Raw genomic sequence first — 20,585 nt, 5'->3', positions numbered from 1 at the left:
CCGCGGGGTTTATCCAACAACCCCCGCCCCGCCGGCCCGGGGGGGCCCCCGACGCGGACCGCGGTGGCCGCGGCCCGGGCGGGGCTCCCGGGGCAGCGGCCGCGGGACCGTCAGACGAGCACGCCGATCATCATGGCGGCCGCCACCGCGAGCAGGACGACGGCGAAGGCCCGTTGCAGCGCGGCGCCGGAGAGCTTGGCCGCCAGTCGTTTGCCGTCCCAGGCGCCGAGCACGGCGGCGCCGACGAACGGCCCGAAGACGGCCGGGTCGAGGGAGATGCCGGTGACCGACAGGCGGGTGGTGAGGGCGACCACCGAGTTGATGAGGACGACCACCAGGCTGGTCCCGACGGCCTTGCGCATCGGCAGCCGGAGCACGGACACCAGCGCGGGCACCGCGAGGAAGCCGCCGCCGACTCCCAGCAGCCCGGTCACCGCCCCCAGGCCGGCTCCGGCCGCGAGCGTGCGCAGCCGCCCGCCGCCCCGCTGCCCGTCCCCGCCGCCCGGCTGCCCGTCCCCGTCGACCGGCGCGCGCCGCGCGGTTCGGGTGCCGCGCAGCATCGCCGCCGCGGCCAGTGCGGCGAGGACGGCGAACGCGGCGGTCAGCACCGCCTGCGGGATGCGGTGGGCAAGCCCGGCCGCCGCGACGGCGGGGAGCACGCCGGCCGCGGCGAACAGCGCGCCGGTGCGCCAGCTGACGGTGCCGGTGCCGGCGTGGCGGGCGAGCGCGGTGGCGGAGGTGGCGGTGACGATGACCAGGCTGGTGGTCCCGGCCTCGGCGGGCGAGCTGCCCAGCAGGTACACCAGGGCCGGGACCGCGAGCACTCCCCCGCCGCCGCCGAGCGCGCCCAGGGCCACGCCGACCACGGCTCCGCAGAGCAGAGCGGTGATCAGGACGCTCACGCCGTGACGCCGTCCGCGGTCCGGTCCGCCGGGTGGACGACCTCCCCGTGCCAGGCGGCGAAGCCGCCGCGCAGGTCGTCCGCTTCGAAGCCGCGGGCCCGCAGCACCGACGCGGCCACCGAGGAGCGGTTGCCGCCCGCGCAGATCACGGTCAGCGGCCGCTCGGTCGGCAGTTCGCCCAGGCGGGCGAGCAGTTCGGGCAGCGGGACGAGCCGGGCGCCGGGTAGGGTGCCGTTCTCCCGCACCTCGCCCGGGCCCCGCACGTCCAGCAGCTCGAACGCGCGGTCGGCCGCCGCCAGCCGGTCGGCCAGCGCGTCGGCCTCCACCCGCCCGGCGGCGGTCAGGTGCGCGGCGCCGACGGCGGCCACCGGGGCGGCCAGGGCGCCGAGGACGCGGTCGAAGCCGATCCGGGCCAGGCGGTTCCGGGCCTCGATCACGGTGTCCGGGTCGCCGCACAGGACGATCGCGTCCTGGGCGTCGAGCACCTGCCCGGCGAGTTCGGCGAACCGGCCGCCGAGCGGGATGTTGACCGCGCCGTGCAGGTGGGCGGCGGCGAACTCCTCCGGATCCCGGGTGTCCAGCACGGTGGCGCCGCCGGCCCGGGCCCGGAGGAACTCCTCCGGAGCGAGCGCGGGGACGGGGGTGTCCTCGTCCAGGACCGGACGGGCCTGGCGGTTGCGCACCGAGGTGAACGCGAAGTAGGCGGGCGCGGCGGGTTGACCGGCGGTCACCACGGCGACGAACTCGTCCTCGGTCATGTCGGCCAGCGCGTAGTTGCCGCGGCGCTGGTTGCCGATGGTGCAACTCAGGTCGGCGGAGAGGTTCTTGCCGCAGGCGGAGCCGGCGCCGTGGGCCGGGTAGACGCGGGTGTCGTCCGGGAGGGTGAGCAGGGCGCGGGTGGAGCGGTAGAGGGAGCGGGCCATCTCCTCGGCGGACAGGCCGCGCGAGCCGAGCAGGTCGGGGCGGCCGACGTCGCCGATGAACAGCGTGTCGCCGGTGAGCACGCCGAACGGGACGTCGTCACCGGCGTGTTCGCGCACGACGACGCAGATCGACTCCGGGGTGTGGCCCGGGGTGTGCAGGATCTCCAGGTCGACCTCACCGAGGCTGAGGCGCTCGCCGTCGGCCAGGGGGTCGGTGTCGAAGTCGAGCACGGCGGCGGAGCCGTAGGAGATGCGGGCGCCGGTGCGCTCGGCCAGTTCCAGGTGGCCGGAGAGGAAGTCCGCGTGGATGTGGGTCTCGATGACCCGCTCGATGGTCAGACCGTGGTCCTCGGCGGTGGTGAGGTAGTCGTGGACGTCGCGCTGGGGGTCGACCACGACGGCCCGGCCGGTGGTGCGGTCGCCGACGAGGTACGAGGCGTGGGAGAGGCAGTCGAGGTAGAACTGCACGAGGACCAGCGGTCCGGCGGGCTTCGTCATCGGAGGCTCCTGGGGGTGGACGGTGGGTGGGGTGCCGCCCGGCCGCGTGCGAGGGGCACGGCGCGGCGGCGGGGGAAGGCATGGGTGGTGGGCTGCGCGGCGGTCCGGCCGGCGGGCGCCGGGCACGTCGGATGCGCCAGGCGCGCCAGGCCGGTCAGGCGGGTCAGGCGGGTCAGGCGAGCCCGCGGAGCATCAGGTTCCAGTAGAGGAACGGCAGGCCGCGCCGCTTGAGGTACCACATGTCGGTGCGCTCGCGGATCGTGTTGATCACCGGGATCGACGGGGTGGGCCGCCCGGTGTAGTCGAACTCGGCGAGCAGCATCTTGTTGCGGGCGGTGGTCAGCGGGCAGGAGGCGTAGCCGTCGTAAGAGGCCTTCGGCTCCCGGCCGTTGAGGACTGCGAGGAGGTTCTCGACGAGCACGGGCGCCTGCTTGCGCACGGCGGCGCCGGTCTTGGAGTTCGGGGACGATCCGGCGTCACCGAGCGCCCACACGTCGGGGTAGCGGACGTGCCGCATGGTGTGCTTGTCGATCTCGACGTAGCCGGCCGGGTCGTCGGCGCCGGCGAGCGGGCCGCGCTTGATCCAGTCCGGGGCGCTCTGCGGCGGCACCAGGTGGGCGACGTCGTACGGCAGGGTCGTCCTGCCGCCGGTCGCCAGGTCGGTCACGACCACCTCGCGGGCCTCGGGCCGCACCTCGGTGACCTCGCTCCCGTAGTGGACCTTGATGCCGTACCGGCGCACCACGTCATCGAGCACGCGGGCGAACTCCGGGACGCCGAAGATGGCGGCACCGGGGATCACCAGGTGGACGTCGATCCGGCCGAGCACCCCCTCCTTGCGCCAGTGGTCGGCGGCCAGGTAGGCGATCTTCTGCGGGGCGCCGCCGCACTTGATGGCCCCCGCGGGCATGCTGAACACCGCGCTCCCGGAGCGGGTCCCGCGGATGAAGCGCCAGGTCGCGGGGGCGTGCTGCGGCAGGTAGTTGCTGGACAGCCCGTCCCTGCCGAGCCCGGCCTCCAGGCCCGGCACCCGGTCCCAGTCCAGCTGGATCCCGGGGCAGACGACGAGGTGCTCGTAGGAGACGGTCCCGCCGTCGTCCAGCGCCACCTCCCGGGCGTCGGGATCGACGGCGACCGCGGCACGGCGGATCCACGCCACGCCCTTCGGCAGGACGGAGGCCTGCGGCCGGATGCTCTCCGCGAGCGGCGCCCGCCCGCCGCCGACCAGTGTCCACAGCGGCTGGTAATAGTGGCGGTCGCTCGGGTCGATCACCGCGACGTCCCGCTCGCCGGCCCGGCGGAGCCGGGCCGCGACCGAGATCCCCGCGGTCCCGCCGCCGATGATCACGATCCGGTGGTGCTTGCTCATCAAGGGGCCCTCCCTGGCCAAATGTACGGACATTAAAGTAGGCCCACCCCGCCGCCGACCGCAAGGCACCAGGGCAAACTTCCCTCAAATTGTCCGTACATTTGCCTCCGAGGCATGGTCTTCCCTCACCCCATGACATGCGGACCCGTAGTCGCGCGCTTACGCTCGCATACGAATCATCGGCAATCGCCGAGGTCCCACGAGGGAGACAGAACCGTGTCCGAGACGACGACCTACCTTCCCGGGCTGTCCGTGGAGCGGTACCTGGCCGAGGTGCAAGCCCGCCACCCGCGCCTGCGGGAACTGCTCGATCCGGAGCGGTTCGGCTCCGGGGCCACGATGAACCGGCTCTGCGCGCTGACGAACGAGTTCGACTCCGACGACTCCGGCCGGGGCGGTACCTACCGGCGCGCCCACCGCGATCCGCTGGTGCGGTGGACCGGGGCCCAGCAGCTGCTGCGACTGGCCGCTCCGGCCGACCGCGGTCCGGAGGTCCTGGTCCTCGACGTGCTGGGCGGCGACGGCCTCCTCGCCCGGGTCGCGCACCTGCGCCCGGAGCAGTTGCCGGACGGCCTGACGGTGCTCACCGGGGACATCTCCGGCCCGATGGTCGCCGCGGCACTCGCCCACGGCCTGCCCGCCGTGCGGCAGGCCGCCGACCAGCTGCTGCTGGCCGACCGGACCGTCGACGCGGTGCTCCTGGCCTACGGCACCCACCACATCCCCGTCGAGGAGCGCCCGCTGGCGGTCGCCGAGGCCGTGCGGGTGGTGCGGCCGGGAGGCCGGGTGGTCCTCCACGACTTCGATCCGGCCAGCCCGATGGCCGTCTTCTTCGGCACCGTCGTCGACCGGCACGGCGCCGTCCCGCACGACTACCCGCACTTCAGCCGGGACCGGCTCTGGGACCTGTTCGCCGACCACCCGGTGCAGACCCGCCTGCTCGACCTCTACGACCCGGTCACCCTGCGCGCCCCCTCACCCGACCTGGCGCGCGCCGCCGCGGTCGCCTACTTCGCCGACAGCTACGGCCTGGCCGCGCACTTCGCCGCACTCGGCACGGACGGCGCCTGGGACCTGCTCTGCGAGAGCTTCGACCACAGCGACTACCCGCAGCTGCCCGAGGGCCGGCCCTCCCGGCCGACGGTACGGCCGGCGGAGGGCGGCTGGGCCGCCGAGGTCCCCCGGGTGGCCCTGGTGGCGGTCGCCGAGACTCCTCGGCCCTGACCGGCCCAGCCCCGACCGCCCCACCCGGCAGGGCCGGCCGGTGAGCGGGCCGCGGATCAGGCCCCGCCCGCGAGCGGCGCACGAGGGGTGCGGGCGGAACCGCCCGGCGCCCTCACGCGCCCGCGTCGGACCACGGCCGGTCGGCGGCCCAGGGATATCACCCGGCTCCGACAGCGCCGCGGAGGCCGGAGCGGCCGGCCGGTCCGGGAACCGGCCGGCCGCTCCCGGTGGCCCGGAGGTCACCGGGGGGTGATCTCGCCCATCTCGCCCCAGCCGTCCATGCCGGGGATGTCGATCGAGACGATCCGCGGCTTGGCGGCCACCGCGTACGACAGGTCGTCCATGGCCTTGACGAAGTGCGCGGACTCGACGTGCTCCTTGCCCGCGGCGCCGTCCCGGAACGCCTCGACCAGGACGAACTCGTGGGGGTCCTCGACGCTGCGGGACCACTCGAAGAAGAGGTTGCCGGGCTCGCTGCGGGTGGCCCGGGTGAAGTCGTCGACGAGGGCGAGCCAGTCGTCGGCGCGCTCGGGGCGGACGGCGAACTTGACCGTGATGAAGATCATGGGACTTCCTCTCCGTTCCACGTTCACACGTGGAAGGACGCGTGGGTGGCTGATCGATCAGCGAGTACGAAGGTAATCGTCGCAGGTCAGACGACTGCCATGCGACCCAGGAGGCACCCGCGCCCCCGGCGGCGGCATCCCGCGCGAGGACCCGCCGCCGACTCGGCCTCCGTCCGGCTCAGGGGCCCGTGTAGGTGAACTCGTCGGCCGGGCCGGTGGCGGAGGCGATGTCGCCGACCGTCACGGTGATGTCCACCGTCAGGCTGTCGTCGAGCCGCAGGGGGGCGACGGCGGTGAGCTCGGTGTCCGAGATCCGGACGACGGTCTTCGACGCCTCGTCCTTGAAGTTCACGCCGGCGCCCACGGGGAAGCCCGAGCCGGTGATGATGACGGTGGTCCTCCTCGCCGGCCCGCTGGTCGGCGTGATGCCGGTGACCACCAGCGGGGCCGGCCCGCCGTAGGCGAACTGCCCCAGCGGCACGACCGGCGACGTGCCGCGGCAGTTGGTGACCCGGACGTCCACGATGCCGACGCCGTCCGGCACCGTGGCGGTGATCCGGGCGCCGCCCGGGGCGATGAGCGGGTCGCGGCACGGGACGGGGCCGAAGTCGAGGACGCTCCCCTCGGTGAAGCCGTATCCCTCGACGATGACCGTGGAGCCGCTCGCGCCGAAGGTGGGGCTGATGCCGGTCACGATCGGGCCGGGAGAGAGCAGGGAGGCCCCGAGCAGGCCGAGGTAGGTGTTGTTGGCGTGCTGAAAGGCGACCTGCCCCATGAAGTCCGCCAGCGTGCTGTTGACCAGCGCCGGGTCGTGGCTGGCGTAGTCGCCGTCCGCCGGCCACTGCGTGGACACGCCCGGCTGCACGTACACCCTGCCCTTCGGGAGCCCGTTGAGGACGTCGAACAGGTGGTGCACGGTGCTGTTGCCCGCCGGGCCTGGTGCCGGGTACCACTTGTCCTGGTTCACCGCCGGCAGGTTGTTCCAGGCCAGCGGCACGGCGTCCCAGGCGTTGACGTGGCGGTTGTTGCTGAGCCACGGCAGTCCGTTCAGGTAGGTCGCGAAGCTCTGCAGCCCGGCGGTGGGGGCCGCGAAGGTTTCGAGCGCGAACTGCGGGACGTTGGTCCAGCGCCGCGCCTGCGTGTACAGGTACGGGGCGAGCATGGTGGCGACGCAGCCGCCCAGGCTGTGACCGGTCACGTACACGGTCGGCCGCGGGGTCGTGGGCGCTCCTCGGACCAGGTCGGCGAGCGCCTGCGCCAGGGTGGCGCCCTGGAGGGCGAACGCCTCCTCCGGGACCGGCAGACCCAGCACGTCCCCGGGCGGCGGCGGGATCGAGACCGCGGTGGCGACCTGGGTGAACGCCGTCATGGCTCCCTTGGACACGGCGACCGGCGTCGGCGAACCGCTCGCGGTGAAGGGGACCACGGTGCCGACGTCGAGGTCCTCCAGGATGTCGGTGATGCTGCCGGCCGTCCCGCGCACCACCACGGCGAACTGGTTGGAGCCGTCGATGCTCTTGGCGATGTACGCCATGTTGGCGTCGTCCGGGCTCAGCGCGATCCAGGCGAGCCTCCAGGTGGCCTGGGTCGCCAGCCAGAGGGCGCGCAGCTGCTCCGAGATTCCGGCCGCCACGCGCCACGTCTGCGCGTCCCGGGTCTCCCCCGACGGCCGCGGGGTCGCCGAGGTGGCCGCGAGCGCGGACAGCGTCATGCAGACCTGGACCGGGGTCGAGTTGGCCATGATCACTCCTGGGGTGTGGATCCGGACCCACCGAGGGCGGCTAACGCCGGCCCACGCCGGGCAGCCGCGACCGGCTCCCCGGGCGGCCGGGCCTGTCATGTCAACGATTCTCCGTGCGCGTACCGCCCGGCGCATCACGGACGGCGTCCCGGCCTGCGCGGCCGGTGGCGGTGGGGCGAGACTGGTCGAGGGGGAGGACGGGAGTGTGCGCGATGTCCGACGGAGCGGAGGCGGGTGGTCGTGCGCTCGTGGACGAGCTGGCCGGGCTGGTGCGGCTGGCGCACACCGCCCTGGGCGGGGTGACGGCGGTCCTGGTGGATCCGGCCGGCGGCGGCGACGGGATCGCGGTCGCGGAGAAGGCCTTGGGCGAGCTGCTGGCCCGGGTCGAGGAGGACGCCGCCGCGACACCGGGCGGGCGGGCCGGGGTCGTCGTGGGCGTGCACGTGGGGTGCGAGGTGGAGGCGCTCGCGCGGCTGGCCGAGCGGCTGCTGGAGGCGGCGTGGGCGCGCCAGGAGCGGGGAGCGTTCGCCGAGTGGCTGCGGCCTCCGCTGCGCGGGCTGGCCGGTGCGGCGCTGGCGCTGGTCGCGCGGTCCGCCGACGTCCTGCGGTCCGGGACGGCCGAGGGCGTCGCGGACGTGCTGAGCGCGTCGCACGAGGTCGGCCAGCGGCAGCGGCTGCTGTACGAGCTGCTGCTCCGCGAGCGGGCGGCCGACCCCGTGGACGTCACCGACCTGGTCCTGCTGGCCTGCTGCTACCAGCAGTGCGCCGACCGCGCCGGGGCGATCGCCCGGCACGCCGTGCTGTTCGCGCATCCCGGGCCCTGAGTCGCCACGGGAGGCCGGCGGCGGTCGCGCCCGTCGGCAGCCGGGCGGACGACTCCCCGGCCGGTCAGCGGCATCGGCCCGGACGCTCGGTCCCCCGGTGTGTTCCGTTTGCCCGGCCGGTTCGCCCGGCCGGATACTCGTGCGCGGGGCCACTCGCGCACGGAACGCCGCACGGCAGGGCGGAGGGAGCCGGTCATGGCAGCCAGGGGCTGGCGGTTCTGGGTGGACCGGGGCGGGACGTTCACCGATGTGGTCGCGCTGGCCCCGGACGGCCGCCTGCTCACCCACAAGCTGCTCTCGCACGACCCCGTGCTGGACCGCGACCCCGCGGTGGCGGGGATCCGGGCCCTCCTGCCGCCCGGGGCGGAGATCGACTCGGTCCGGATGGGCACCACGGTGGCCACCAACGCCCTGTTGGAGCGCACCGGCGAGCCGACCGCCCTGGTCATCACCCGCGGCTTCGCGGACGCGCTGAGGATCGGCTACCAGAACCGGCCGGAGATCTTCGCCCGCGAGATCGTCCTGCCCGAACCGCTGTACAGCCGCGTGGTCGAGGTGGACGAGCGGATCGCCGCCGACGGCCGGGTGCTCCGCCCGCCCGACCTCGACCGGCTCGCGGAGGGCCTGCGCGGCTGCCTGCGCGACGGCATCCGGTCCGTCGCCGTGGTCTGCCTGCACAGCTACCTGCACCCCGCGCACGAGCGGGCGATCGGCCGGCTCGCCGAGCGGCTCGGCTTCGACCAGGTGTCGCTCTCCAGCGAGGCGAGCCCCCTGATGAGACTGGTGCCCCGCGGGGACACCGCGGTGGTCGACGCCTACCTCGACCCCGGGCTGCGCCGCTACGTCCGCCAGGTGGCCGACCAACTGACCGGTGTCCGGCTGATGTTCATGCAGTCCAACGGCGGTCTCGCCGAGGCCGGCCACTTCCGGGGCAAGGACGCGATCCTCTCGGGCCCGGCCGGCGGCATCATCGGCATGGTGCGGATGTCGGAGCTCGCCGGCCACGGACGGGTGATCGGCTTCGACATGGGCGGCACCTCCACCGACGTCTCGCACTTCTCCGGCGAGTACGAGCGGGTGGTGACCACCCAGGTCGCCGGGGTGCGGCTGCGGGCCCCGATGCTGGCGATCCACACCGTCGCGGCGGGCGGCGGCTCGGTGCTCCGCTTCGACGGTCAACGCCTGCGGGTCGGACCGGACTCGGCCGGCGCCCACCCCGGACCGGCCTGCTACCGCAACGGCGGACCGCTGACCGTCACCGACGCCAATCTGCTGCTCGGCCGCATCCAGGCCGAGCACTTCCCCCGGGTCTTCGGACCGGAGGGCGACCGGCCGATCGACCGCGGGCCGGCCGAACGCCGGTTCGCCGAACTGGCCGGGGAGATCGGCGACCGGACCGCCGAGGAGGCGGCCGACGGATTCCTGCGGATCGCGGTCGGCAACATCGCCAACGCGATCAAGCGGATCTCCGTCCAGCAGGGCCACGACGTCACCCGGTACACCCTGACCACCTTCGGCGGCGCGGGCGGCCAGGTCGCCTGCCCGGTGGCCGAGGCCCTGGGCATCCGCACCGTCCTGGTGCCGCCGATGGCCGGGGTGCTGTCCGCCCTCGGCATCGGCCTGGCCGACACCGCCGTCCTGCGCGAGCAGGCCGTCGAACGGCCCCTGGCCGAGGCGGAGATGGGCGCCGTGCGGAGCCTGGCTGAGGAGCTGGCGCGGGCGGCCGTCCGCGAACTGCTCGACCAGGGCGTGCCGAAGGAGCGGATCCGGCTGACCCACCGGGTCCGGCTGCGCTACCAGGGGACCGACAGCACCATCGGCGTCCCGCTGGGCGAACCGGCCGGCATGCGGGCCGACTTCGAGGAGCGGCACCGGGCCACCTACTCCTTCCTGATGGACCGCCCGCTCACGATCGAGGCCCTGGCCGTCGAAGGCACCGGCCTGACCGAACAGCCCGAGCTCGACACCCTCTCCCCCGCGGCCGCCCCGGCCGGAGCCGTCACCGTCCGCCTGTACACCGGCGGGGCCCGGCACGAGGTCCCGCTGCTGGAACGCGAGTCGATGCGCGCGGGGGACGCCGTCACCGGCCCGGCGGTGATCGCCGAGGCCAACGCCACCACCGTGGTGGACGCCGGCTGGAGGGCGACCGTCACCGCCGCCGGGCACCTGCTGGTCGAGCAGGTCGGGGCCACCGCCCAGGAGGCCGTCCCGACCACCGCGGACCCGGTCCTGCTGGAGGTCTTCAACAACCTCTTCATGGCGATCGCCCAGCAGATGGGCGCCCGGCTGGAGTCCACCGCCCAGTCGGTCAACATCAAGGAACGGCTGGACTTCTCCTGCGCGCTCTTCGACCCGGACGGCAACCTCGTCGCCAACGCCCCGCACATGCCCGTCCACCTCGGCTCGATGGGCACCACCGTCAAGGAGGTCCTCCGCCGGCGGGGCCCGCGGATGCGCCCGGGCGACGCCTACGCCGTCAACGACCCCTACCACGGCGGCACCCACCTGCCCGACATCACCGTGGTCACCCCGGTCTTCGACCCGGAGGGCGAGCGGGTCCTGTTCTTCGTCGCCTCCCGCGGCCACCACGCCGAGATCGGCGGCACCTCCCCCGGCTCGATGCCCGCCGACAGCCGCGAGATCCACGAGGAGGGCGTGCTCCTCGACACCTGGCCGCTGGTGGTGGAAGGGCGGCTGCGCGAGGAGGAGACCCGCCGGCTGCTCACCGGGGCGCCGTACCCGTCCCGCGCCCCCGACACCAACCTCGCCGACCTGCGCGCCCAGGTCGCCGCCAACCGCAAGGGCGTCGACGAGGTCAACGCGATGATCGACCACTTCGGGCTCGACGTCGTCCAGGCCTACATGCGGCACGTCCAGGACAACGCCGAACAGGCGGTGCGCCGCGCCGTCGACGGGCTGTCCGACGGCTCCTACCGCTACGAGACCGACTCCGGAGCCGTGATCGCCGTCTCGGTGCGCGTCGACCGCCGCGGCCGCGGCGCCACCATCGACTTCACCGGCACCTCGCCGCAGGTCGCCGGCAACCTCAACGCCCCGTCCGCCGTCGTCACCGCGGCCGTCCTGTACGTCTTCCGCACCCTGGTCGACGACGACATCCCCCTCAACGACGGCTGCCTGCGCCCGCTGCGGATCCTCGTCCCACCCGGCTCGATGCTCGCCCCCGAGTACCCCGCCGCCGTCGCCGCCGGCAACGTCGAGACCTCGCAGGCCATCGTCGGCGCGCTCTACGCCGCGCTCGGCGTCCAGGCCGAGGGCTCCGGCACGATGAACAACCTGACCTTCGGCAACGCGGAGCACCAGTACTACGAGACCATCGCCTCCGGCTCCGGCGCCGGCCCGGACTTCGACGGGGCGGACGCCGTCCAGACCCACATGACCAACTCCCGCCTCACCGACCCGGAGGTCCTGGAGTGGCGGTTCCCGGTCCTCGTCGAGGAGTTCGCCGTCCGCCCCGGCAGCGGCGGAGCCGGGCGCCGGCACGGCGGCAACGGCGTGCTCCGGCGGCTGAGGTTCCGCGAGGCGATGACGGTCAGCCTCCTCTCCGGGCACCGCCGCGTCCCGCCGTACGGCCTCGACGGCGGCCGCCCCGGCGCCCTCGGCGCCAACCGCGTGCTGCGCTCCGACGGAACCGCGGAGGAGGTCCCCGGCTGCGGCAGCGCCGAGGTCGCGGCCGGCGACGCCGTGGAGATCCGCACCCCCGGCGGCGGCGGGTTCGGACCACCGTGACGCCGGACCCGTGGATGCCGGACCCGTGGATCCTGCGCTACGAGGGCTTCGACCCGGCGGAGGAGGGGCTGCGGGAGGCGCTGTGCGCGGTCGGCAACGGCTACCTGGTGACCCGCGGCGCCGCGCCCGAGGCGGTCGCCGACGGCGTCCACTACCCGGGGACGTACCTCGCCGGGTGCTACCACCGCGCCGCCTCGACCGTCGCGGGCCGGACGGTCAGCAACGAGGACCTGGTCAACGGCCCGAACTGGCTGCCGCTGACCTTCCGTTGCCCGGGTGGCACGTGGTTCACCGGACCGCCCGCCGCGCAGACCCTGGAGCTGGACCTGCGCCGGGGCCTGCTGACCCGCACCGCCCTGGTGGTGGACGGCGAGGGGCGGCGCACCCGGCTGGTGCAGCGCCGCCTCGCCAGCCGGGCCCGGCCGCACCTGGTCGCCTTGGAGAGCACGTTCACGGCGGAGAACTGGTCCGGTCCGCTGGAGGTCCGCTCGGCCCTGGACGGCGTCGTCGCCAATCGGGGCGTCGCCCGCTACCGGGGGCTGACCGACCGCCACCTGGTTCCGGCCGGCGAGGGCGTGGACGGGAGCGGCGTGTGCCGGCTGGAGGTCGCGGCGGAGGATTCACCGCTGCGGATCGCCCTCGCCGCCCGTACCCGGGCGCCGCACGGCACGACCGCCGTCACGTACGAGCGCCGCGAGGGGTGGGTGGCCGAGGTCAGGTCGCTGGCGGCGCTCCGCGGCCGTCCCCTGACCGTCGAGAAGGTGGTGGCCGTGCACACCTCCCGCGATCCGGCGATCGCGGCCCCGCTCGCCGCCTCCCGGCTGCTCGCCGCCCGGGCCGGAGGCTTCACGGACCTGCTCGCCGAGCACGTGCCGCGCTGGACCGAACTGTGGCGCCGCTGCCGGATCGAGGCGGACTTCGACGGCGCGGGCCCCCTGCACCTGGCCCTGTTCCACCTGTTGCAGACCTACTCGGAGCACTCCGTCGGCCTGGACGTCGGCGTGCCCGCCCGCGGCCTGCACGGCGAGGCGTACCGGGGCCACGTCTTCTGGGACGAGCTGTTCGTGCTCCGGCTGCTCGACCTGCGCCTCCCCGAGCTGGCCCGCTCGGTGCTCCGCTACCGGCACCGCCGCCTGGACGCCGCCCGGCAGGCCGCGCGGGAGGCCGGGTTCGGTGGCGCGATGTACCCCTGGCAGAGCGCGAGCGACGGCCGGGAGGAGTCCCAGCGGCTCCACCTCAACCCGCTGTCCGGCCGCTGGCTGCCCGACCACAGCCGCCTCCAGCGGCACGTCGGCTCGGCGGTGGCGTACAACGTCTGGAAGTACTACGAGGCCACCGGGGACGTGGAGTTCCTCTCCTCGGCGGGCGCCGAGACGCTGCTGGAGATCGCCCGCTTCTGGTCGTCCGCTGCGGTGTACGACCGCGACCGGGGACGCTGGTCGATCCGGGGCGTGCTCGGCCCGGACGAGTACCACGACGCCTACCCCGGCGCCGACCGCCCCGGGCTGGACGACAACGCCTACACCAACGTCCTGGCCTCCTGGGTGCTCGCCCGCGCGCCGGACGCCCTACGGGCCCTGCCCGGGCACCGGCGCGACGAGCTGCGCGAGCGGCTCGCCCTGGACGCCCCGGAACTCGACCGCTGGCAGGAGGTCGGCCGACGGCTGCACGTCCCGTTCCACCAGGGGGTGCTGAGCCAGTTCGACGGCTACGAGCGGCTCGCCGAACTCGACTGGGCGGACTACCGGCGGCGCTACCCCGACCTGCGCCGCCTCGACCGGATCCTGGAGGCCGAGGGCGACACCGTCAACCGCTACCAGGCCTCCAAGCAGGCCGACGCGCTGATGCTCTGGTACCTGTTCTCCGCGCGCGAGGTCCGCGACCTGCTGCGGCGGCTCGGCTACCCGGCCCCGCACGAGCTGTTCCGGCGCACCACCGACCACTACCTGCGGCGCACCGTGCACGGTTCGACGCTCAGCTCGGTCGTCCACGCCTGGGTGCTCACCCGCTCCGACCGCCGTGCCTCCTGGCGGTACTTCCGCGACGCCCTGGTGGCCGACCTCCGGGACACCCAGCACGGCACCACGGCGGAGGGCGTCCACCTGGGCGCGATGGCGGGGGCGGTCGACCTGCTGCAGCGCTGCTACACCGGGCTGGAGACCGGGGAGGACGCGCTGCGGCTGGACCCGCACCTGCCCTCGGCCCTCGGGCGGCTGGAACTGGAGCTGTGCTACCGGGGCCACCGGGGCGTGGTGGTCACGGTCGACCGGCGGACGGCCGCGGTGCGGCTGCCCGAGGACGGCCCCGGGCCGATCCGGGTCCGCTGCCGCGGGACCACGGCCACCGTACGCCCCGGCGAGGTCCGGGTCTTCCGGCTCTGACCTCACCGGCGCTGGGTCCAGAGCGGCTCCACCCGCGCCCAGGCGGGCTCCCAGTCGCGCTCCGCCCGCCGGTCCAGGGCGCGGCGGCGCGCCGTGTGGCCGAGGACCGCGAGGGAGGAGAGGCAGATCGCCGTGCCGACGCCGAAGGCTCCGGCGTCCGCGAGGACCGCCGTGCTGTCGCGGGGACCGTCGGCCGGGAGGCCGGCGTCGTCCAGGTGGACGGGCACCGCCGTTCCGGCGGGGGTGCCCGCGGTCACCTCGATCGCGCCACCGCCCGGACCCGCCGGGTAGGTCCACCGGGCGGGCGCGTGCGCCCTGGTGCTCCCGGGCCGGAAGTCGTCCGACGACGCCGGCCCGACGGTCGTCGCCACGACGGCGTGCCGGTGGCGGGCCGTCTCCCGCTCGGCGCGGGTCTCGGTGCGGAACACCAGCACGGACACCGCCGCGCTCATCGCGAGCAGCGCGGCGAGCACGAGCGGCAGGGCGAGCGCCAGCCGGCTCCGGGCCCGGTCGACCGGGCGGCACAGCGGGTTGCGGTCCAGACCGGAGGCGCGGCGGAGCAGGGCAGGGAGCGGCGTGTGCGTGGCCGGGTGCTGCTGCGCGGTCATGGCGCACCTCCTCGGGGCGGGGCGGCGGTCCGTCGGCTCCGCCCCGAGTCTTCCGGCGCGGCGACGGCGGCCCCAGGGTCCGGCGGGCCCTTCGTCGGGGCCGTCCGGCCCTGCCGGACCCGGGTCGGCGGTGGTGCGATTGAGGTGCGGGACGCGGGCGCGTGCCGGCGACGCCCGCGGGCACCGCGCACCGCGCACCGTCCAGGGCCGGCCCCGGCCCGGTGCCGACGACCGGTGGGGACCGACGAGAGAAGGCAGCCATGCACACCGTGATCGTGTACGAGAGCCTGTACGGCAACACCCGCGAGATCGCCGAGGCCATCGCCGAGGGCGTCCACGGGGTCGACCCCTCCGCGTCCGTCGACTGCCTCCCGGTGGCCGGGGCCTCCGCCGAACTCACCAGGTCCGCGGACCTGCTGGTGGTCGGCGGCCCCACCCACATGCGCGGCATGTCCTCCGGTCTCAGCCGCCGGATGGCCGCCGGTGCGGAGGCGAGGAAGGAGGGCCACGAGGAGGCCGCCCGGGAGGCCCGCGAGGCCGCCGAGGGCGAGGGCCTGCGCACCTGGTTCCGCCACCTGCGCGACGCCGGGGCCGGCACCCACGCGGCGGCCTTCGACACCCGGGGCGCCGGCGCGGGCAGCGGCGGGGCCGCACCCGGCATCGCCCATCGTCTCGAACGCCACCACTACGATGTCGTCGCCGAGCCCGAGGGCTTCGTCGTCGAAGGCGTCGACGGCCCGCTCCGCCCGGGCGAGCTGGACCGCGCCCGCGCCTGGGGCGCCGCCCTCGTCCGGTAGGCACAGGGGTGACGGCCACCTGTCGGAGCGTGCTGCTCCGACAGGTGGCCGCGGTCGGACCGGCGTGGTGCCGGAGGGCCCGAGGTCGGTCAGACGTGGGCGACGAGCCGGTCGGCGAGCTCGGCGAGGCGGAGCCGCGAGCGTTCCTCCCGCGCGACCGCGGCGGTCGGGGCGAGGTCGCCGCCGTCGTAGTGCTCGCCGTTGATCGGCGCCGTCTCCGGGCCGTCCGGTGCAGGGCGGAGGACACGTTGACGATCCGGGCGCCGCCGGGCAAGGCGCGTCCGCCTGTCCTGACGAAACTCTGACGGCGTGCTGACGTCCGGACGGACATCCGCAGGTGCGATCCGCGAAGCCGCCCGACCTGGGTGGTGCGCGAAAGGGCAGAGCTCCGGGCCCCGCCGTATGAATGCCGTCAGGAATGACGGGGCGGCGGATTCCCGGGCCTATCGTCCTTCTTCGTCGAGACGAAGCAGATCTCGATCCGAGAAGAAAGACGATTCCGACGTGAAAACCGTGAAAGCCCTGTCCCGCGCGAAACGCGCATTCGCCTGCGGAATCACCGCGGTCGCTCTGGTCGGCGGCCTCACCACGCAGGCCCAGGCCGCGCCGGTGTCGGCGGCCCCGGTGGACAAGACCTGCGGTACCCCGGCCGTGCCGGGCGGCGGCAACTGCATGACCTCGCTGATCACCTCCGTCTTCGACACGATCAAGCTCATGCGCGGCGCCGCCAACGCCAACAAGCTGGACAACGCGCAGTTCACCCAGAACACCGCGTCGAAGCTGAGCGAGAAGTTCCCGGGGTTCAACGTCATGGTGTTCAAGACGGTCGGCACCGACCTGTACGACACCGAGTGGTTCACGAACGAGCACAAGGCCGACATGAAGGGCGTGCTGCTCGACACCACCTACAAACTCAACCACTTCATGGACAAGGAGCAGAAGGAGCCCTCCGGCTACGACAAATTCCGGATCTGGGTGTTCCAGGGCGAATCGACGTTCCGCAACCGGGGCGACGGCGGCTACATGAACTGGGCGTTCACCGGCAACGACGGCGACAGCGTCAAGAAGGAGCCGTGGACCTGCCGGATGGGCACCGCGCGGCCCTACAAGTGCGACGGCGACGTGCGCACCATCCACTTCCCCGCCCGCTCCGGATACGGCAGCAGGACCAGCAGTCTGACCCCGGACTCCGCGGCGCCGGGCTACCACGCCTGCCTGGACGTCAGCGGCAACGGCACCGCGAACGGCACCCCCGTGCAGCTGTGGGAGTGCAACGGCGGCGACGCCCAGAAGTGGACCTACAACGGCTACAAGCTCCGCGCGGCCAACGGCAAGTGCCTCGACCTGGCCGACAACAGGGCCGCGAACGGGAACAAGCTCCAGATCTGGGACTGCCTGGAGATCCCCGGCCAGCGCTGGCACATGTCGCCCAGCGGCGGCCTGCGGCACCTCACGGACCTGGACGACCGTTCCAAGGACGTCTGCGTCGACGACTACGACGGCCGCACCGCCAACGGCAGCACGGTCACGGCCTGGGCCTGCGGCTCCGAGGATCGCCGCGACGCGCCCAACCAGAACTGGGCCTGGGGCGGCACCCCGCCGACCACCAACCCGGGCACGCCCGGCAACGGCGCCGACATCACCCTGAAGCTCGACAACGGCCTGGGCGCCGTCCCGGTCAGCGGTTCGGCCGGCGCGTCCGTCGTTCCCGGGCTCCGGGGCGGCAACGAGTCCAAGTGGAAGCTCACCTCCGTCGGCGGCGGCCGCTACCGGATCACCAGCTCCTACGGGCTCGACCTCACCGAGAGCGGCGGCTACATGGCCGAACTCCAGCCGTGGAGCAACTCCTCCCGGCAGAAGTGGGAGCTCTACGCGGTCGGCAACGGCCGGTACCAGATCCGGATCTCCGACGACGACTGCCTCGCCCACGACTCCGACTTCAAGCAGCTCGGCGTCTGGACCTGCAAGCGCGGATGGCAGCAGGAGTGGGTGCTCGAATCCGCCTCCGGCGGCGTCGTCGTCCCCGGCGAACCGGGCACCCCGACGAAGCCTCCGACGGGCGGCGGAACCGGCGGCGGCAGCACCGTCCCGACCGAGCGGCCGCTGTTCCTGAAGCTCGACAACGGCCTCGGCGCGACGGCCCCGAACGAGACCGCGAGCTGGGGCGCGCCGGTCCTGGGCGGCATCCTCGGCTACAAGGGCTCCACCTGGACGATCAAGCCGCTCGGCGGCGACCGCTACCGGATCGTCAACGACCTCGGGTACAACCTCACCGAGAACCCGGAGACCTACGTCGCCGAGCAGCAGGCCTGGGGCGGCACCTCCAACCAGAAGTGGCAGTTCGTCGGCGTCGGCAACGGCAAGTACCGGATCCAGATCTCCGACGACGACTGCCTCACCCTCGACTCCGACCACAAGCAGCTCGGCGTGTGGACCTGCGAGGGCGGCTGGAAGCAGGAGTGGTCCCTCCAGCTCCGCTGACGGACGGCGCGCCGCGCCGCCCGGCCCCGGCCCCGGCCCCGGCCCCGGCCCGATCCGATCCGATCCGATCCGATCCGACGACGGAGGCTACGGCTCCGGTATGGCGGCCGCCGCCATCCGTCGCCCGGTCCGGTGTCGGCACGCCCCATGCCACGGGCGTGCTCCGGCGGAGCGGACCGGGGCCGGGGCGCTGTGGTGGTGACCACCACCATCCGGTGCGCAACTGTGGTACCGGAGGACGTGTGCCCGGCCCGGCCGGGTTCCTAGCGTGGCGGCCATGGAAAACATCGAGAGCACCGGCGGCCCGGCCGCCACGCCGGCCGGCCGCTTCCTGGCCGGACGGAAGGTCCTGGTGACGGGCGCGGCGAGCGGCATCGGCCGGGCGTGCGCCACCGCCTTCGCCGAGGCGGGCGCCCATGTGTACGTCGTCGACCTGGCGGAGGAGGCCGCCAAGGCCGTCGCCGAGGAGATCGGCGGCACGGCCCACGTGGTGGACCTGTCGGACGCGGAGGCGGTGGACGCCCTGCCGGACGACGCCGACGTCGTGGTGAACAACGCCGGGCTCCAGTACGTCGCGCCGATCCAGGACTTCCCCGTCGAACGCTTCGTGCTGATCCAGCGCGTGATGGTCGAGGCGCCGTTCCGGATCGTCCGGCGCACCCTGCCGCACATGTACGAGCGCGGGTGGGGGCGCATCGTCAACATCTCCTCGGTGCACGGGCTGCGGGCGAGCGCCTTCAAGTCGGCGTACGTGACGGCCAAGCACGCCCTGGAGGGGTTCAGCAAGGTCGCCGCCCTGGAGGGCGCTCCGCACGGTGTGACCAGCAACTGCATCAACCCCGGGTACGTGCGCACGCCCCTGGTGGAGAACCAGATCGCGGGGCAGGCCGCCGCGCACGGCATCTCGGCCGACGAGGTGGTGGAGCGGATCATGCTCGACCGCACCGCGATCAAGCGGCTCATCGAGCCCGAGGAGGTCGCGCGGGCCGCGCTCTTCCTCTGCGGCCCGCACACGGGCTTCATCACCGGCGCGTCCCTGCCGCTGGACGGGGGCTGGACCGCCCGCTGACGGGCCGGCGCCGGCGCCGCGCGGGGCGGGTTCGCCGCGGACCGCGTCCTGGCCAGGTGGTCGAGACCCATAGCGTGACGCCCGAGGTATGTGCCGCCGACATAGGGAGGACATTCCGGCCTTCATAGGGTGTCACGCACTGGACCTCGGCGTGGAGGAGTGAACGCGGCATGTGGGGAAGCGGACCTGGTAGGCGGAGGGGCTTCGGCTGGCTGCTCGCGAGCGTGCTGGCACTGATCGGCGCGGTCGTCCCGGCGGGGACGGCCTCGGCGGCGATACCGTCCCATCTGACGCTGGAGGCGACGTACAGCAGCGTCGCCAACGGCTGGGACCGCGTCGAGCGGTACCTCGACACCACCTCCGGCTTCAAGCAGGAGCAGTACCCGCCGGACGGCCGCGGGAACCAGGACGGCCAGCGGCTCACCTTCTTCGGCGGCGTCAAGCAGCCCTTCTCCGGCCGCTTCCTGCTCTACTCGGCCCCGGGCTGGAACACCGGCGCGCACCAGGTGCCGGTGCTGCTGGTGCACGGCGCCAACGACAACCCGGACCGGGCCTGGGCCAATCCCGGTGAGTCCGGCGGCTACGGCTGCGGTGCCCTCTCCTGCCCGAGCACCGGTCTGATGCAGAACCTGGCCGGGCGGGGCTACCGGGTCTTCGCGGTCGGCTTCGCACACAAGCAGGGCGACAACCTGATGCAGGCCCAGGCCGTGGGCGACGCCGTCGCGCTGATCCGCGCCAAGCTCGGCGTCCCCCAGGTGGACGTGGTGGGCTGGAGCAAGGGCGAGATGTCCGCCCGCTCCTACGTGTCCTCGGTCAAGCCCTCCTGGGGCCGCTCCTACGCGGGCGACGTGCGCAAGCTGATCACCATCGGCGGCCCGAACGGCGGGTACGACTACCCCTTCGCCCACGGCTGGGCGCACGACTTCTCCATCTGGCCGCAGTGCGGCGGCCAGGTCAACGCCCCCGCGCCGCACCTGCGGATGACCTGCTACGGCACCTACACCGCGCACCCGGAGTTCTCCTTCGCCCCCTCCGGCGGGTACGACGTCTACCCCGGGCAGCGGCAGATGCTGGCCCGCTGGGACGCGAAGGTCGGCGTCGACCAGACCCAGCAGGACTGGTACACCACCTACTACGGCGGACAGGGCTTCTACACCGAGGGCGGCGGCATCCAGGCCGCGATCGACGCCGGCTCGCTGATCGCCCCGCTGCACCAGGCCGGGGTGCCCGCCTCGGTGACGACCTACCTGATGGCGGGCGGCACGCCCAGTGTCGTCGGCATCTTCAACGAGAACCGCGCCCCCAGCGACGGCGTGGTCTTCGTGGCCAGCGCCCTGGACACCACCGGCATCGCGACCGTCGGCGGCACCGCGCTGATCACCCTCGCCAACCACCTGCAACTCGGCTGGGACAGCGCGGCGAGCGCGCAGGTCGCCGGCTGGCTGAACTGAGGAC

14 protein-coding genes are annotated in these 20,585 nt (G+C 74.1%); 8 read left to right on the top strand and 6 right to left on the bottom strand.

What is annotated here, in order from left to right:
• Nucleotides 1–110 precede the first annotated feature (110 nt).
• The 3 genes from ACFC0B_RS07315 to ACFC0B_RS07305 all read right to left on the bottom strand — a co-directional run bounded on the left by ACFC0B_RS07315 (nucleotide 111) and on the right by ACFC0B_RS07305 (nucleotide 3,692).
• Nucleotides 111–902 carry a sulfite exporter TauE/SafE family protein gene (locus ACFC0B_RS07315; RefSeq protein ID WP_376083445.1) on the bottom strand — a complete coding sequence of 264 codons (792 nt, stop codon included), beginning with the start codon at nucleotides 900–902 and terminating at the stop codon, nucleotides 111–113.
• A complete protein-coding gene (locus tag ACFC0B_RS07310; protein ID WP_376083443.1) occupies nucleotides 899–2,323 on the bottom strand; it encodes a rhodanese-like domain-containing protein in 1,425 nt (474 codons plus the stop codon). Before ACFC0B_RS07310 ends, ACFC0B_RS07315 begins: the two co-directional genes overlap by 4 nt.
• Nucleotides 2,324–2,495: 172 nt before the next feature.
• A complete protein-coding gene (locus ACFC0B_RS07305; protein ID WP_376083442.1) occupies nucleotides 2,496–3,692 on the bottom strand; it encodes an FAD-dependent oxidoreductase in 1,197 nt (398 codons plus the stop codon).
• 216 nt (nucleotides 3,693–3,908) lie between these two features.
• Here ACFC0B_RS07305 and ACFC0B_RS07300 point away from each other — a divergent pair, with 216 nt between their 5' ends.
• Nucleotides 3,909–4,916, top strand: a complete 1,008-nt coding sequence (locus ACFC0B_RS07300) for a class I SAM-dependent methyltransferase (RefSeq protein WP_376083440.1) — start codon at nucleotides 3,909–3,911, stop codon at nucleotides 4,914–4,916.
• A 239-nt stretch (nucleotides 4,917–5,155) separates the two neighbouring features.
• Here the strand turns inward: ACFC0B_RS07300 and ACFC0B_RS07295 are convergent, their stop codons facing one another.
• Together ACFC0B_RS07295 and ACFC0B_RS07290 are read right to left on the bottom strand one after the other, a co-directional pair.
• Nucleotides 5,156–5,482 carry a putative quinol monooxygenase gene (locus tag ACFC0B_RS07295; protein ID WP_376083438.1) on the bottom strand — a complete coding sequence of 109 codons (327 nt, stop codon included), beginning with the start codon at nucleotides 5,480–5,482 and terminating at the stop codon, nucleotides 5,156–5,158.
• 178 nt (nucleotides 5,483–5,660) lie between these two features.
• Nucleotides 5,661–7,223, bottom strand: a complete 1,563-nt coding sequence (locus tag ACFC0B_RS07290; RefSeq protein WP_376083436.1) for an IPT/TIG domain-containing protein — start codon at nucleotides 7,221–7,223, stop codon at nucleotides 5,661–5,663.
• A 212-nt stretch (nucleotides 7,224–7,435) separates the two neighbouring features.
• Here ACFC0B_RS07290 and ACFC0B_RS07285 point away from each other — a divergent pair, with 212 nt between their 5' ends.
• From ACFC0B_RS07285 to ACFC0B_RS07275, 3 genes are all read left to right on the top strand, one after another.
• Nucleotides 7,436–8,047: a hypothetical protein gene (locus ACFC0B_RS07285; protein ID WP_376083435.1), complete on the top strand. Its 612-nt coding sequence runs from the start codon at nucleotides 7,436–7,438 to the stop codon at nucleotides 8,045–8,047.
• A 195-nt stretch (nucleotides 8,048–8,242) separates the two neighbouring features.
• Entirely contained in the window at nucleotides 8,243–11,794 is a 3,552-nt protein-coding gene (locus tag ACFC0B_RS07280) for a hydantoinase B/oxoprolinase family protein (RefSeq protein ID WP_376083433.1), read from the top strand.
• A gap of 14 nt (nucleotides 11,795–11,808) precedes the next feature.
• Nucleotides 11,809–14,175: a glycoside hydrolase family 65 protein gene (locus tag ACFC0B_RS07275; protein WP_376083431.1), complete on the top strand. Its 2,367-nt coding sequence runs from the start codon at nucleotides 11,809–11,811 to the stop codon at nucleotides 14,173–14,175.
• A gap of 2 nt (nucleotides 14,176–14,177) precedes the next feature.
• On the opposite strand, the gene ACFC0B_RS07270 is transcribed toward ACFC0B_RS07275, so the two are convergent.
• The gene (locus ACFC0B_RS07270; protein WP_376083429.1) at nucleotides 14,178–14,783 is read right to left on the bottom strand and encodes a hypothetical protein; all 606 of its coding nucleotides are present in this window, start codon (nucleotides 14,781–14,783) and stop codon (nucleotides 14,178–14,180) included.
• Nucleotides 14,784–15,043: 260 nt separating this feature from the next.
• On the opposite strand from ACFC0B_RS07270, the gene ACFC0B_RS07265 reads away from it, so the two are divergent.
• The 4 genes from ACFC0B_RS07265 to ACFC0B_RS07250 all read left to right on the top strand — a co-directional run bounded on the left by ACFC0B_RS07265 (nucleotide 15,044) and on the right by ACFC0B_RS07250 (nucleotide 20,581).
• On the top strand, nucleotides 15,044–15,580 hold the full coding sequence (locus ACFC0B_RS07265) for a flavodoxin family protein (RefSeq protein WP_376083428.1): 537 nt from the start codon (nucleotides 15,044–15,046) through the stop codon (nucleotides 15,578–15,580).
• Between the two features lie 504 nt (nucleotides 15,581–16,084).
• The gene (locus ACFC0B_RS07260; protein WP_376083427.1) at nucleotides 16,085–18,061 is read left to right on the top strand and encodes a ricin-type beta-trefoil lectin domain protein; all 1,977 of its coding nucleotides are present in this window, start codon (nucleotides 16,085–16,087) and stop codon (nucleotides 18,059–18,061) included.
• 277 nt (nucleotides 18,062–18,338) lie between these two features.
• A complete protein-coding gene (locus ACFC0B_RS07255) occupies nucleotides 18,339–19,130 on the top strand; it encodes a 3-hydroxybutyrate dehydrogenase (protein ID WP_376083425.1) in 792 nt (263 codons plus the stop codon).
• A gap of 224 nt (nucleotides 19,131–19,354) precedes the next feature.
• A complete protein-coding gene (locus ACFC0B_RS07250) occupies nucleotides 19,355–20,581 on the top strand; it encodes an esterase/lipase family protein (protein WP_376083424.1) in 1,227 nt (408 codons plus the stop codon).
• Nucleotides 20,582–20,585: the final 4 nt, after the last annotated feature.

It is taken from the genome of Kitasatospora sp. NPDC056184 (genome assembly GCF_042268405.1).
Lineage (GTDB): Bacteria > Actinomycetota > Actinomycetes > Streptomycetales > Streptomycetaceae > Kitasatospora.
The sequence above is the reverse complement of the archived record's forward strand: the minus strand, read 5'-3'. Positions and strand labels throughout refer to the sequence as shown.

Coding starts and splice junctions, on each gene's coding strand:
- ACFC0B_RS07305 (WP_376083442.1), bottom strand. CDS start 3,692: ATGAGCAAGCACCACCGGATCGTGATCATCGGCGGCGGGACCGCGGGG.
- ACFC0B_RS07295 (WP_376083438.1), bottom strand. CDS start 5,482: ATGATCTTCATCACGGTCAAGTTCGCCGTCCGCCCCGAGCGCGCCGAC.
- ACFC0B_RS07310 (WP_376083443.1), bottom strand. CDS start 2,323: ATGACGAAGCCCGCCGGACCGCTGGTCCTCGTGCAGTTCTACCTCGAC.
- ACFC0B_RS07275 (WP_376083431.1), top strand. CDS start 11,809: ATGCCGGACCCGTGGATCCTGCGCTACGAGGGCTTCGACCCGGCGGAG.
- ACFC0B_RS07290 (WP_376083436.1), bottom strand. CDS start 7,223: ATGGCCAACTCGACCCCGGTCCAGGTCTGCATGACGCTGTCCGCGCTC.
- ACFC0B_RS07280 (WP_376083433.1), top strand. CDS start 8,243: ATGGCAGCCAGGGGCTGGCGGTTCTGGGTGGACCGGGGCGGGACGTTC.
- ACFC0B_RS07255 (WP_376083425.1), top strand. CDS start 18,339: ATGGAAAACATCGAGAGCACCGGCGGCCCGGCCGCCACGCCGGCCGGC.
- ACFC0B_RS07270 (WP_376083429.1), bottom strand. CDS start 14,783: ATGACCGCGCAGCAGCACCCGGCCACGCACACGCCGCTCCCTGCCCTG.
- ACFC0B_RS07265 (WP_376083428.1), top strand. CDS start 15,044: ATGCACACCGTGATCGTGTACGAGAGCCTGTACGGCAACACCCGCGAG.
- ACFC0B_RS07285 (WP_376083435.1), top strand. CDS start 7,436: ATGTCCGACGGAGCGGAGGCGGGTGGTCGTGCGCTCGTGGACGAGCTG.